The following is a 13,463-nucleotide window of genomic DNA, read 5'->3' as shown; positions in this document are numbered from 1 at the left end:
ACCGAAGGCACCGGGGAGCGCTCGTCCGCCTGGCAATGCACTTCAAGACACGGCGTGCGCTGCGTGCTCGCACGGCGGCACTTGGGGCGGCCGGTTTGGCGAAGGACTCCGAAGCGCTCCTGCTGCCCGCCGGGCAGGCGGCACTGTGAGGGGGCGCCCGGCCAGCATCGGACGCAGCGAGTTCCTACTGGCTACCGAGGAGTACACCCATGCGCTCACCCGGGCGCTCTTTCATGCAGCGCGTGCTTGCGGCCCGTGTGATTGCTGGAGGCGCGTCACCTGTCGTAGGCGCTACCGGAAGGGCGGGACTTGCTGCGCGGCGAACCACCGCTTCGCGTTGAGCAGGTGGATGTCCTGCCGTCCGCGCTTGAACTCGATGCCCCCGGTGATGAGGCCCAGCTTCGCGAGGAGCGCCCCGGTCAGCTGTCCCTGCGCGAGGTCCAGGTGTCCTTCCAGGGAGAATCCCTCGCCGGTGGCCTGGAGCTCGCGGAGCTGGAGGCCTTGTTCGTCAATCTGCACGCGGCCCGTGACGGTGACGCCCTGGATGTTGAGCAGGGACGTCAGGAAGGCCGGCAGGTTCTTGGTCTTCGTCAACAGCGCGACCATGGGCTGCGTGTCCGTGAGCCGACTGGTGAAGCGCGCTGACAGCACGGTGGGGGACAGGGACAGCCGGGCCTGGGGCAGGGTGAAGACGCCGCTCCAGGCTCGGATGGGCACGGGGCCATTCGTGGAGACGTTGCTCAGGCGAAGCGTCGTCCCCGTGAGTGCCAGCGACTTCGTGTCCCACGACAGGTTGCGCGCATCCACGTCCGCCTCCGCGCGCAGCAGTACCTTGATGTCCCCCATGCGTCCGGACACGAGGTCGGAATCCACGCTCAGCCGCAGCGCGTCCCGGGCCTTCGCGGACTTCGACCGCGCCTTGCTCTGCACCGTCATGAAACCGGAATCGATTTCAAGGGTCCGTGCCAGCCAGGGATTGAGCAGCTTCAAGTCCATGGGCTGGCTCCTGGCCACGCGAAGGTCGGGCTCCAGCTCCCAGTCCGCCTCCGCCGCGCGGCGATGCGCGAGCACCGCGAGCGTGATTTCGGGTATCACCGCTGCCACGCCTTCAGGGCCGGACACCTGCACGGGCGCGAGCGTGAGCCGCGCGGTCCCCTGGCGCACCGTCGGGCTCTCCGACGCCAGCGAGGCTTCGAGGCTCCAGGGCGCCCGAACCCGGATGGGACCTGCCCGCAGCTCCAGCTCGGAGCTCTCCACCTCGACCCGGGTGCCATTCGCGAGCGCGCCCTCGTGCAGGTGCAGGTCCAGTGTCAGCGTGCCTTCACCGCCGTGCAGCGCGATACCTGAGCGCTGTCCCAGGTGCTCGTTCAGCCAGTCCAGGGGGAGCAGCGCCATCTGGCTCTGGACCTCGGCGCTGAGCGCCTTCGACAAGTCCCAGCGATTCTCGCCCGTGAAGGGGGCGTCGAGCCGTGCCTTCGCCTCCAGGCGCTCCAGCCGGGTGACGGGGCGCCGGTCGAGCTCCATGGCGCCGGAGGCGACGCGAATCGAAGGCGTCTCGACCTGGAGGCGCTCACGCCCCTTGAGGTTCAAGGCGCCCTGCACGTCCAGCGCCCCCACGAAGCGAATCCGCCCGAAGTCCAGCTCACGAACCTCGTGGACCGTCACGTCCTCCAACTGGATGACCCACGGGCGGTAGCCGGGGCCCGGCGGGGGTTCTTCCTGAACACCGAAGGACGGCTCAATCCGGAAGCTCGCACCATGGCCGTCGATGCGCTGGACGTCCACGCGCCTTCCCAGCAGGGCCAGCAGGGACACGTTGGCTTCGAGCGCGTCCATGTTCACCTGCCACCACCGGTGCGTGTCCTGCTGGGTCAGCGTGAAGTCGCGGAGGTGGAGCGGACCGATGGGCCAGAGCCACCAGGCGCGCGTCCAGGTGAGCTCGGTCCGGCGGGTCGCCTGGCGCATGATGGCCTGGACGACGCCGACATTGAGCGCGACGTTGATGGCGGCTTCCAGCACCAGCACCGCTCCCAGGGCCCAGGCTGCCGCGCGCCGCTTCCGGCTTCGACGTGGCGGGGTGTCCTGGGCCTCCGGAGGCGGGAAGAGGGTCATGGCGCGGATACCCGATGGATGGTCAGGGGCGTGGTACGAGCCGTTGTTCCTGGGCAGGGCGGGGGCTGCCTCCAGCCCCCTCGGGATGCCTCAGCCGCCTCGCGTGTACAAGGCGTCCGGGTGTCGGCGGGCCCGATTCGAGCCCGGAGTGTCCGCGGGTGAGCCGATGCGAGCGTCCAGGCTCTGGACTGGGACGCGGGGCGGATTGATGGAAGGCTCCGGGCATGGAACCGGCCACACCCGTCAACGCCTCGCGAACCTGCACGGAACGGATGCGGACCCCCGGTAACCTTCCTTCCGTACATCATGGCGCTCACCGAGATGGCGGCGCGAAGGCGTAGCCCGAGCACCTGGAGAGGTATCGCACCGTGCATCTGCTGTATGCCTTCGGGCTCTTCGTCCTCACCGCGGTCGCCGAGGTGGTGGGCTGCTATCTCCCGTACCTCTGGCTGAGGCAGGGGAGGTCGGCGTGGCTGCTCGTGCCGGCTGCAGGGAGCCTCGCGGCCTTCGCGTGGCTGTTGACGCTGCACCCCACGGGCGCGGCCCGCACCTACGCGGCGTACGGCGGCGTGTACATTGCCGTGGCGCTCGTCTGGCTGTGGCTCGTGGAAGGCGAGCGTCCCTCGCGGTGGGACATCACCGGGGCGCTCGTCGCCATCGCGGGGATGGCCATCATCGTGCTCGGGCCCCGACGGTAGCAGGGCGCTGAGCGGTGCAGGCCGGGCTGGGCCCGCGCTCAGGAGGGGCGCTGCGCGGGGGAGGGCGTGGGCGCCTCGCCGTCACGCTCGTAATAGAGGCTCGCGCAGCCCTTCTCGTAGACCACGAGGACGCGGTCACTCTCCTCCAGCAGGTCGGAGGCCTTCTCCGTGGCCTTGCGGACGAGTACGTCGAACCTTCCCGGGCGCTGCTTGTTCCCGGCCCGGACTGTCACGACTGGCATGCGGTGTCCCGCTCCTTGTGCCCCGCGGCGAGTGGTTCCGGGAAGACATCCCCGGCCCGGGCCCATCCGAAGGTAACAAGGTGTGTCATAGCGAAACGAACAGTCCGTTGACAAGCGGGCCGTGCCATGGCGGGAAGAGGGTCCCATGCACCGCACGCTCCCCGTTTTCCTGGTAGTTGCACTTGGTCTGGTTTCTTCCGCTGGCGCACAGGAGACCCGGCGCCTCAAGGAGCACCGCTCCCCGACGCCCGCGTGGGCGCCTCGCGGGGTGTTCCTGGGGGCCGCGCTCCAGGATGGCGTGGTGTCACCCATCGCGAAGGTGCAGTGGCAGTTCACCTTCCATCAGGACCGCAAGGACGCCTTCGCCCTGCTGCTGGAAGGCAGCGTGTCGTGGGGTGTCGCCTTCCCGGATCCGGAAGAGGGCAAGCCGCAGAACGCGGTGAAGTCCTTCTACCAGCACAGCCCGCAGGTGGGTGTGGGGTACCGGAACCAGCTGCCCGGCCAGGTGCACTGGGGCTTCCAGGTGACGGGCGGCCCCGTCTTCTACGGTGCCACCTTCGACGGAGGGCTGGAGCCGGACCGGCGCGTGGCCGGCCTCATCGAGGGGCGCATCCACCTGGGCTACCAGTTCGGGGACGTCGCGGGCGGGCTCGCTGTGGGCTACGCCGAGCCCTTTGGCTACAAGCGCCGCAGCCTTGGCCGGTTCTTCGTCGGTGGCCCGATGGTCGGGTTGTTCGTGGATTGGCGCTAGTGTTTGCGTAGAGTGCGACCGAAGGGCACCCTGTTCGCACGCTACGTATGTCCGAGCCGCTCAGCGCCCACGTCTCACGGTATCTCCGCAATCGAGAAGCCTTCGAGCGGAACCTGCCCCCCGCGTTGCTCGTCTTCACTCCGGCTTCGGAGGACACGGGCGGCGCGGAGTCGGAGGAATACCGCCTGAAGACGGTGACGAATGCCGGGGCTCCCACACTGGGAGCCAGCGGGCCGGTGGTGTTCCCCGTGGTCAAGTCGAGGCCGAACGCCTTCGGCCGGGGAATCACCGTGGGGCGGACGGGGAACAATGACGTGGTGTTGGATGACGGCAGCGTGTCCCGTTTCCACGCATGGTTCACCCGGGAGGAGGGCCAGTCGGGCTTCCTGCTGACGGACGCCGGCTCCAAGAACGGCACCTGGGCGGGAGGCGTCCGGCTCGTCCCCCGGCGGGCTGTCCCGGTGGCGGATGGGGCGCGGCTTCGCTTCGGACAGGTGGAGGTGGGCTTCTACACGTCCAGCGGTTTTGTGCGGATGCTGGCCGTGAGGATGGCTCCCTGAGCCTTGCCACGTCTTCGTGTGCCTGCGTAACGTGCGGAGTCGCCCTCTGTCACACATGGGAGTGTACGCGGTGGCCTTGACCACAGAAGCTTTTGGACTGACCGACGTCGGCCGCAGGCGGCAGCACAACGAAGACGCGATGCTGGTGGACGCGTCGCTCGGGCTCTACGTGGTGGCGGATGGCATGGGCGGGCACGCGGCGGGTGAAGTCGCCAGCAACCGGGCCACGGAAGTCGTCAGGCAGCACATCTCCGCCAACCGCCACCTGCTGAAGGACCTGGGCAACAACCCGACGCCGGACAGCCGCTCCGCGGCCGCGGCGCTCATCGAGGTCGCCGTCCAGCGCGCGTGCGCGGACATCTACCGCACCGCGATGTCGGACGCTTCCAAGCGCGGCATGGGGACGACCTTCGTGTGCCTCGCGGTGGGGGGCAACAAGGGCGTCATCGGCCACGTCGGTGACAGCCGCGTCTACCTGGTGCGCCACGGCCAGTGTCACCGGCTGACCGAGGACCACACCCTGGTCGCGGCGCAGCTCAAGGCCGGCACGATTACCAAGGACCAGGCCGCCACCTCGCAGTACCGCAACGTGATTACCCGTGCGGTGGGCATCCAGGAGTCCGTCCAGGTCGACACGCTCATCGTGGACCTGGTGCCCGGGGACATGTTCATCCTCTGCTCGGACGGCCTGCATGGTTACGTCGAGGACGAGGAGGTCCTGTCGCTGATCGCCGGCGTGGCGCCCGCGGACCTGCCCAAGCGCTTCATCGACATCGCCAACGAGCGCGGCGGCAAGGACAACATCACCGCGGTGGTGGTGAAGGTCGCGGGCGAGGGCTCGTCCGTGAGCGAGGAGTCGAGCGAGGCCCAGTCGCGCATGGAGGCGCTGCGCAAGATTCCGCTCTTCCGTCACCTCACGTACAAGGAGCAGACGGCGGTGCTGTCCATCGCCACCACACGCACGTATCCGGCGGGGCGCGAAATCGTGGTGGAGGGGCAGCCGGGCGAGGAGCTCTTCGTCGTCATCCGGGGCCGGGTGGCCATCGAGAAGAACGGCGTGGAGATCGCGGAGCTTCGCGCGGGCGGCCACTTCGGGGAGATGGGGCTCATCGACAACGCGCCGCGCTCGGCGACGGTGCGGGCCACGGAGCCCACGCGCACCATGGTCATCTCCCGGCCCGACCTGATGGGGCTGATGAAGCGCGAGTCCATCCTCGCGGTGAAGATGCTCTGGAGCTTCGTGCAGGTGCTCAGCGACCGGCTGCGTGCCACCAACTCGGAGCTGAGCGAGGCGCGGCAGGAGCTGGCCGTGGCGCAGGCCATCGCGCCGTTCGCCGAGGAATGAAGGAAGGGACATCCCATGGCCACCCGTCGCCCCACGCGCTCGCGCGCCGTGTCCGATTCACGTCAGACGCCCCAGGTACGTTCGCGCCGTTCCGTTTCGGGAGGGCGCATGGCCAGGGCCGTGGGCGGCGACGTGGTGGTGAAGTTCCTGGGCGAGGTGACCGAGCTGCGCCATGAGCTGCGGGCGACGCAGGGGGATGTCGAAGGCATCCTCGTGAGCATGGGCGTGATGCGGTCGACCATGTCGTCCATGATGACGACCAGGGCATCCATGAAGACGAACATGGACGCCATGGCGCCGAACATGAATGCGATGGCGACGAACATGAATGCCATGGCCACGAACATGGAGACCATGATGTCGACCATGGACTCCATGGCGGACGGCATGCGCACCATGTCGGGGCGGATGGGCCGGATGGACGCCCACGCGGGCCGGATGGCCCGGTTGCTGGCCTCCGTCGCGGACGCGACCCAGGCGCGTTTCGAGGACGTCGAACGGCGCCTGGACGACCTTGAAGGAAAGTCCTCGCGCGAGTAGGGCGCCGTGCCCGGCCGTCCACCTCGCTCGGCGCGCGAGGGTCAGGGAGCGGACGCGTCCGGAATTTCCAGGGGGAATCGGCCGTTCCGCGCCCGGTCCCGGGCTAAGGTCCGCGCCGCGTGCGCATGCGCAACTGGATTGTCATAGGCATAACAGCGGCCCTGCTGGCGGCGGGCGTGGTGTGGCTGTGGCCCGGCTCGGCGTCGAAGCAGGCCGGTCCAGAGACACACGCCGTCGCCGCGCGGCCGCTGCCGGGCTTCGCCGCCGTGGAGGTCGCCTCGTCCGAGGGCGAAGGGCTCTCCCTCACGGGGCGTGTGCTGGACGCCTCGGGCCAGCCCGTTCCGGGCGCGGAGGTGTTCCTGGCCTCCAGCGCGGAGCGCACGCTCCTGGGCGTCCATTGTGATGAGTGCGGCCAGGCGCTCCTGGCCTGCCCGGCGCGGGAGACGGCGCTCCACACGCTGGCGTTCTTCGAGCAGCAGCAGGGCTTCCTGACCCCCAGGGCCACCGTCACCACGGACTCGGAGGGGCGCTTCCGCTTCGAGCGTCTGGCGGGCGTGTCGTTCTCCGTGTGGGCCCGTGCGCCGGGGCTGGGTGTCGCGCTGCGGGAGCGGGCCGCGCCGGGCGAACCGGTGGACCTGTACCTGCCACCCCTGCGCAGCATTGGCGGGCAGGTGGTGGACGAGGCCGGGCGTCCCCTGCGTGGCGCGCGCGTCCACGCGATGTCGCGGCGCATTCCACTGCCGTTCGAGACGACGAGCGGCGCGGACGGCGTGTTCAACCTGTCGGGCCTGGGCGAAGGGCCCTTCTACGTGCTGGCCACGGCGGAGGGCTATCTGCCCGCGGTGGAGGCCCAGGTGGAAGCCGGGCCGCAGCCCGTGCGCCTGAAGCTGACGCCCGCGCGCACGTTGGAGGTCCACGTCACCCGGAATGGCGCGCCCGCAGCGGCCCTGGTGCGCCTGCGCGCGGACCACCTGACGCGCGAGCTGCGGACGGATGGCGCCCCGCTGCGCTTCACCGGCCTGTATCCGGACGAGCTGGTGGTGACGGCCGAGGCCAAGGGCCTGGCGTCGGTGCCTCGCACGGTGATGCTGGAGGCGCCCGTCACCCAGGTGACGCTCGCGCTGGAGGAGGCGGGGAGCCTGCTCGTCACGGTGGTGGACGAGGAAGGCCAGCCCGTGCCCGAGCCGGACCTGCAGCTCCGCATGCCGACGGGAGAGCTCATCCGCCGCGAGCGAGGCGGCACCGGCGCGTTGATGACGCTGGGGCCGCTGGCGGTGGGCGACTACGTGCTGACGGGGCAGGCGGAGGGCTTTCGCGATGCCCAGCTTCCGGCGCGGGTGAAGCCAGGGGAGACGCCGCTCGAGCTGGAGATGGAGCGCGCCACGGTCATCAGCGGGCAGGTGCTGGACGTGTATGGGCGGCCCGCCCCAGGGGTGTCCGTGCTGGTGCAGCCCACGGGCGCGTCGGCCCTGGCGGATGGGGATGGCCGCTTCTCGGCGCAGGTGCCCACGCCCGGGCTCTACGAGCTCCACGCGCACCACTCGGAGTGGGGCGGTGGACAGCTCCAGGTGACGGCGCCCGCCACCGACGTGCAGCTGGCCCTCGAGCCGCGGGCCTCGCTGGAGGTGACGGTGTCCGCCGAGGGCCGCCGCGTGGAAGGGGCGGACGTGGTGTTGTGGGTGGAGCAGCAGGGCATCTTCCGCAGCGATCGGCCGTCGGGTTCGGATGGGATGGTCCCCATGCGCGGGATGCCCGCGGGCACGTACTCGATGATGGCCTCGCATCCGGATTATCTGCCGTCGGAGCGCAGGGAGGTGACGCTGGCGGATGGGCAGACGCTGAAGCTGGAGGCCGAGCTCAAGCCGGGGGCGCCGCTGAGCGGCGAGGTCGTGGACGGGCAGAACGCGCCGGTGGCGGGGGCCACGCTGGTGGTGGTGCCCCGGGGCGCCGACCCGGTGCAGTCCGATGCCAGCGGCCGCTTCGAGTTCCGCTCCCTGCGTCCTGGCCGCGGCTACCGGCTGGAGGTGCGGCATTCCGGCTATGACCAGGTGGAGCGCGCGGAGGGCAAGGCGGGCGGTCCACCAGTGCGGGTGGTGCTCAAGAAGCGAGACGTCTTCCGCGGGCGGGTCGTCGGAGATGACGGGGTGCCGGTGCGGCGCTTCCGCGTGGACGAGCACGACGTCAACGCCCCGGACGGCCGCTTCGAGCTGCCGCTGCCCACGGCGGGGGACCGTGTGTTCGCCTCGGTGGATGCCTCGGGCTACGAGCCGTTGATGGTGGACCGGCCGGCCTCACCGGACCTGGGCGACCTGGTGCTGGAGAAGCTGCCCAGCATCTCGGGCGTCGTGGTCGACGAGGGTGGCGGTCCCGTGTCGGACGCCGTGGTGACGTGTGACGTCTGCGACGACTCCGTGCTCTCCGGACAGGACGGGAGCTTCACGGTGGCCAGCCCCCCCTACGTGGCGCGCTACACGCTCTCCGCCCGGAAGGGCCGGTTGAGCGCCACCCAGTCCCTGGAACGCGGCGCGCGCGGCCCGGTGGAGTTGAAGTTGCGGCAGGCCACGCGTCTGAGCGGCAAGGTGTACCGGCAGGACGGAAGCCCCGCGGCGGGCTTCGAGGTCGAGGCCGTCAACGCGGACCGCAGCGAGACGCTCTCCATCGTCACCGGACCGGATGGCGGCTACAGCGTGGACGTCTCTCCGGGCAACTATCGCTTCGCGCTGGGCGCGCAGCGCGAGTTCTCCGGCGAGCCCGCGCTGGTCGTTCAGGTGGGGGGCTCGGAGATGCGCCTGGACCTGGGGCCTGGACCGGGCAGCGCGTCGCTCACCGTGCAGGTGAAGCCGGAGCGGGGGCGGGCGCTGTGGGTCGTCGCGGGAGAGCTGGGCGCGGTGGGGAACCCCCCATCGGTGGCGCTGATGCGCTCGCGCTGGGCGCAGCTCGTCTACCAGCCCCGGAGCGAGCAGGTGCGGCTCAGCGGCCTGACTCCCGGGCGCTACACCCTGGTGTGGGGCAACTTCCACGTGGAGACGCCCGGAGGTCCCGAGGTCCGCGTCGTGGACGTGCCGTCGAGCACGGAGGTCGTGCTGGGCCGCTGAGGGCGCCTGGCACGGTTGCGAGCCCACGGCCCCGCGCATTAGGAAGCCGCATGGACGTGACGACACTGAAAGGCCGGCGGGTGGTCGTCGGCGTGGGGGGAGGCATCGCGGCCTACAAGGCCTGCGAGCTGGTGCGAGAGCTGTCGCGCGCCGGGGCCGAGGTGCGAGTGGCCATGACGGAGTCCGCGCGCCAGTTCGTCACCCCGCTCACCTTCCAGGCGCTCAGCGGGCACCCGGTGCTCACCGACTACTTCGACCCGGCCCAGGAGGGGAACTTCGGCCACCTGGACCTGGCGCGCTGGGGAGAGGCCTTCGTCGTGGCGCCGGCCACCGCGGACCTGCTGGCGCGCATCCGCGCGGGCATGGGGAACGACGCGGTGACGACGTCCCTGCTGGCCTTCCGGGGCCCGGTGGTGCTGGCCCCCGCGATGAACGTGGCCATGTGGGACAACCCCCTGACGCAGGAGAACCTCGCCGCGCTGCTGGCCTACCCGCGCTTCTCGCGCGTGGGGCCGGGCGCGGGGATGCTGGCGTGCGGTGACGTGGGGGAGGGGCGGCTGGCGGATGTGCCGGCCATCGTCCAGGCCGTCGCGGCGCGCTTCGGGGCCGGGCCCCTCGCGGGGAAGCGGGTGCTGCTGACGGCGGGGCCCACGCGTGAGTTCCTGGACCCGGTGCGCTTCATCTCGAATCCCTCCACGGGGAAGATGGGCCTGTCGCTGGCGCACGCGGCGCGTGGCCTGGGGGCCGAGGTGACGGTGGTGCTCGGGCCGGTGGGCAGCGTGGAGCGCACGGGGCTGGACGTCGTGGACGTGGTGAGCGCGGAGGACATGGCGCGCGAGGTGCTCGCGCGGGTGAGCACCGTGGATGCATTCATCGCCACGGCGGCGGTGAGCGACTGGCGCCCCGAGATGCGCGCGCCCCAGAAGGTGAAGAAGGGGGCCACGGCCACGCCCGAGTCGTTGACGCTCGTGCGCACGCCGGACGTGCTCGCGGAGGCGTCGCGGAAGGTGGCGGGTCAGGCGAAGCGGCCGGTGCTGGTGGGCTTCGCGGCGGAGACGGAGCGCGTGCTGGAACACGCGCGCGACAAGCTGGAGCGCAAGGGCCTGGATGCCATCGTCGCCAATGACGTGACGGCGCCCGGAGCGGGCTTTGGCACGGACACCAACCGGGTGACGGTGTTGACGCGCGCGGGCGCGCAGCACGAGCTCCAGGGCGCCAAGCACGAGGTGGCGCTCGCCATCCTGGAGCTCCTGCTGGTGCCCGCGCCGCTGCGGGCAGGCGCTTGAATCGTTCCTGCCTGCCGAATCTCGGCATAGGCAGGCATGGGCGAAGCAGGCGCGTCGCTCGACTTCACTCCCCGAAGCGCATCATCGCGGCTCCATCACCGCCAGCGTGACGGTGGCTTTCGACGCGAGCCGGGGTGTCCCTGCGGCGACGGCGTAGACCTCGGACTCGACGACGATGAGCCGGCGACCGGCGCGGAGCACTCGCGCCTTGCAGCGCAGCTCCTCGCCCGAGGCTGTCTGCAGGAGGTGGACCGTGAAGCCGGTGGAGAGCACCCGCTGGCCCTTGCGAATGACGGTGTAGGCCGCCGCTCCCGCGGTGTGGTCCGCCAGCGTCGTCTGGACGCCCGCGTGGACGACCCCGTCCTGCTGGAGGTGGCGGGACTTCACCACCAGCCGCGCCTCGACCTCGCCGGGGCGGATGGCCGTGGGCTCGATGCCCAGGTCCGTGACGAAGTTGGCCGCCGTGAAGATGGCCTCCGTGTCCTGGAGGTAATCCGGGTTTTGGTGTTCCATGGGGGCTCCTCGGGCGAGACGCCGGTTCGCGGCGGAACATAGCGTGGCGGCCGGCCGCCCTCATGGCGGAGCGGCGCCGCCATGGCCGGGGTAGGACTCCGGGCATGGGTGCTGGAGCTCCTCTGGCGTGAGGCGAACAGCCGGCCTGGGCGTCGGCTTCCTTGCGCCCGGACGCCACGTCCGCTACCGATCCAGGACCGTGAATGACGACACGCCCGATGCCGCGCAGGACCTGAGCGCCCTGCTGGACGATGTGCGCCGCCACCTCCTCTGGCAGGAGGAGGCCGCCGGCCGGGTGCTGATGATGGATGCCAAGGCGGCGCTGGAGCTCCAGCGCGCGGGGCCTTCGCTGCGCGCCCGCTTCGCCCGGACCCATGGCGCACCCGAGGCCGCGCCCGCGGCCCAGGCGAGTCGCCCCGAGACGCCGCTGCCCCGCGCGTCTATGGCGCCGCCGTCACCGGAGCCCCGCGCCAGTGGCTGGGAGCGCACCGGTGCGCCCGCGTCCGGGCTGCCCGGGCCGGGTGTGGCGGGGCCCGCGCGCGTGCCTCCCGTCGCGAGCCCACCTGTCGCGCCGCCTCGGGCGATGGCCGCCGCGTCCCCGGCACCGCGGGCGCCCGCGCCTCGCGCCCCCACACCGGGGATGCTCGTGGACGTGCCGCAGCAGGCGCCCCGGAACCCCGGTCCGCTGCCCGGCATGTCGAACGGCGAGCGGCCGACGCTGGACGAGATTCGCCGTGAGCTGGGCGACTGCCGGCGCTGCAAGCTTTGCACGGGGCGCAAGAACCTCGTGTTCGGCTCGGGCAACCCGCGGGCGGAGCTGGTGTTCGTGGGCGAAGGTCCGGGGGAGAACGAGGACCTGCAAGGCGTCCCCTTCGTCGGTGCTGCGGGCGAGCTGCTCACGAAGATGATTGGCGCGATGGGCTACCGCCGCGACGACGTCTACATCTGCAACGTGGTGAAGTGCCGACCGCCCGGGAACCGCAATCCGGAGCCGGACGAGATTGCGGCGTGTGAGCCCTTCCTGCGGGCGCAGCTGGCGGCCATCCAGCCCAAGGTGGTGGTGGCGCTGGGCAAGTTCGCGGCGCAGACGCTGCTGCGCGACGGGACGCCCATCACCCGCCTGCGCGGCAACTGGCGGACCTATGAGGGCATCCAGCTCATGCCCACCTTCCACCCGGCGTACCTCCTGCGCAGCCCGGCGGAGAAGCGCAAGGCCTGGGAGGACCTGCAGGCGGTGATGAAGGTTCTCGGCAAGCAACCCGGTTCGCGCGCCTAGCCGCGGGCCCGACGAAGGGAATGCACGGATGAATGGACACCTGGAGTCGAGTGAGCTGCTGTCGCCCGCGCTGGAGTCGAACCCCCTGGGAGACCCGGCCCGCCGCAAGCTCACCGTGTACCTGCCGCCGGGATACGGCGCGGGTGACCGGCGCTACCCCGTCGTCTACTTCCTGCACGCCTTCGGCAACAGTGGTGGCTCGTGGACGAACGCCTCGGGCTTCGCGCCCACCGTCCCCGAGCGCCTGGACGCGCTCATCGAGTCGGGAGCGATTCCGCCGGCCATTGGCATCTTCCCGGACGCCTGGACGTCGCTGGGCGGAAGCCAGTGGGTGAACAGCGATGCCATTGGCCGCTACCGCGACTACCTGGCCAAGGACGTGGTGGGGTTCGTGGACCGCACCTATCGCACCTTGCCGAAGGCGGCCGCGCGCGCGGTGGTGGGGCACAGCTCCGGTGGCTATGGCGCGCTGGTGATGGGCCGCTACCACCCGGACCTGTTCTCCCACGTGGGCGCGCACGCCGCGGATGCCTACTTCGAGTACTGCTACCTGCCGGACCTGCCGAAGGCGGCGGCGGCGCTGCTCAAGGCGGGCGGGGTGGAGTCGTGGCACGCGGAGTTCCGCGCTCGCATCCGCGAGACGAAGATGCGCGGCGACGACTTTCCCGTGGTGAACACGCTGGCGATGGCCGCCGCGTACTCGCCGAAGAAGGGTGAGCCGCTCAACGTGGAGCTGCCCTTCGATGCGACGACGGGCCGGCTGCGCCTGGACGTGTGGAACCGGTGGCTGGTGCACGACCCGGTGCGCTTCGTGCCCAAGTTCATGGACGCGTTCCGGAAGCTGAAGACCGTGTACCTGGACTGCGGGACGCGCGACGAGTTCAACATCCGCTGGGGGACGCGGATGCTCGCGGAGGAGTTCAAGAACGCGGGCGTGGAGCGCGTCCACGAGGAGTTCGAGGACGGTCACTCCGGCGTGTCGTACCGCTTCGCGCGCTCGTTGTCCGTGCTGGTACCGAACCTGGCGCAGGAGTAGCGCGCTCGT

General features: G+C 70.8%; 12 protein-coding genes. 9 read left to right on the top strand and 3 right to left on the bottom strand.

The genetic code is table 11. The features are described from left to right. Nucleotides 1-291 precede the first annotated feature (291 nt). Complete coding sequence (locus tag VZL07_RS37675; RefSeq protein WP_426752805.1) at nucleotides 292-2,112, bottom strand: hypothetical protein; 1,821 nt, start codon at nucleotides 2,110-2,112, stop codon at nucleotides 292-294. 368 nt (nucleotides 2,113-2,480) lie between these two features. Between VZL07_RS37675 and VZL07_RS37670 the strand changes: the two genes are divergently transcribed. Next, complete coding sequence (locus tag VZL07_RS37670) at nucleotides 2,481-2,810, top strand: YnfA family protein (RefSeq protein WP_426752804.1); 330 nt, start codon at nucleotides 2,481-2,483, stop codon at nucleotides 2,808-2,810. A 38-nt stretch (nucleotides 2,811-2,848) separates the two neighbouring features. Here VZL07_RS37670 and VZL07_RS37665 read toward each other — a convergent pair whose 3' ends face one another. Then, entirely contained in the window at nucleotides 2,849-3,052 is a 204-nt protein-coding gene (locus VZL07_RS37665; protein ID WP_426752802.1) for a hypothetical protein, read from the bottom strand. A 145-nt stretch (nucleotides 3,053-3,197) separates the two neighbouring features. Here VZL07_RS37665 and VZL07_RS37660 point away from each other — a divergent pair, with 145 nt between their 5' ends. The 6 genes from VZL07_RS37660 to coaBC all read left to right on the top strand — a co-directional run bounded on the left by VZL07_RS37660 (nucleotide 3,198) and on the right by coaBC (nucleotide 10,629). Continuing rightward, on the top strand, nucleotides 3,198-3,803 hold the full coding sequence (locus VZL07_RS37660; RefSeq protein ID WP_426752801.1) for a hypothetical protein: 606 nt from the start codon (nucleotides 3,198-3,200) through the stop codon (nucleotides 3,801-3,803). A 47-nt stretch (nucleotides 3,804-3,850) separates the two neighbouring features. Next, complete coding sequence (locus VZL07_RS37655) at nucleotides 3,851-4,363, top strand: FHA domain-containing protein (protein ID WP_426752800.1); 513 nt, start codon at nucleotides 3,851-3,853, stop codon at nucleotides 4,361-4,363. 61 nt (nucleotides 4,364-4,424) lie between these two features. After that, complete coding sequence (locus VZL07_RS37650; RefSeq protein WP_426757456.1) at nucleotides 4,425-5,708, top strand: Stp1/IreP family PP2C-type Ser/Thr phosphatase; 1,284 nt, start codon at nucleotides 4,425-4,427, stop codon at nucleotides 5,706-5,708. A 108-nt stretch (nucleotides 5,709-5,816) separates the two neighbouring features. Beyond that, nucleotides 5,817-6,248, top strand: a complete 432-nt coding sequence (locus VZL07_RS37645; protein ID WP_426752799.1) for a hypothetical protein — start codon at nucleotides 5,817-5,819, stop codon at nucleotides 6,246-6,248. A gap of 125 nt (nucleotides 6,249-6,373) precedes the next feature. Beyond that, nucleotides 6,374-9,343: a carboxypeptidase regulatory-like domain-containing protein gene (locus VZL07_RS37640; RefSeq protein ID WP_426752798.1), complete on the top strand. Its 2,970-nt coding sequence runs from the start codon at nucleotides 6,374-6,376 to the stop codon at nucleotides 9,341-9,343. Nucleotides 9,344-9,393: 50 nt separating this feature from the next. Continuing rightward, entirely contained in the window at nucleotides 9,394-10,629 is a 1,236-nt protein-coding gene (gene coaBC, locus VZL07_RS37635) for a bifunctional phosphopantothenoylcysteine decarboxylase/phosphopantothenate--cysteine ligase CoaBC (protein ID WP_426752796.1), read from the top strand. 81 nt (nucleotides 10,630-10,710) lie between these two features. On the opposite strand, the gene VZL07_RS37630 is transcribed toward coaBC, so the two are convergent. Beyond that, complete coding sequence (locus VZL07_RS37630; RefSeq protein WP_426752795.1) at nucleotides 10,711-11,142, bottom strand: PaaI family thioesterase; 432 nt, start codon at nucleotides 11,140-11,142, stop codon at nucleotides 10,711-10,713. A 199-nt stretch (nucleotides 11,143-11,341) separates the two neighbouring features. Here VZL07_RS37630 and VZL07_RS37625 point away from each other — a divergent pair, with 199 nt between their 5' ends. After that, nucleotides 11,342-12,418 carry a uracil-DNA glycosylase gene (locus tag VZL07_RS37625; RefSeq protein ID WP_426752793.1) on the top strand — a complete coding sequence of 359 codons (1,077 nt, stop codon included), beginning with the start codon at nucleotides 11,342-11,344 and terminating at the stop codon, nucleotides 12,416-12,418. Nucleotides 12,419-12,446: 28 nt separating this feature from the next. Then, a complete protein-coding gene (locus VZL07_RS37620; protein ID WP_426752792.1) occupies nucleotides 12,447-13,454 on the top strand; it encodes an alpha/beta hydrolase in 1,008 nt (335 codons plus the stop codon). Nucleotides 13,455-13,463: the final 9 nt, after the last annotated feature.

This window comes from Pseudomyxococcus flavus (genome assembly GCF_050038885.1).
GTDB classification, from domain to species: domain Bacteria; phylum Myxococcota; class Myxococcia; order Myxococcales; family Myxococcaceae; genus Myxococcus; species Myxococcus flavus.
This window is presented reverse-complemented; position numbering and strand designations above follow the sequence as displayed.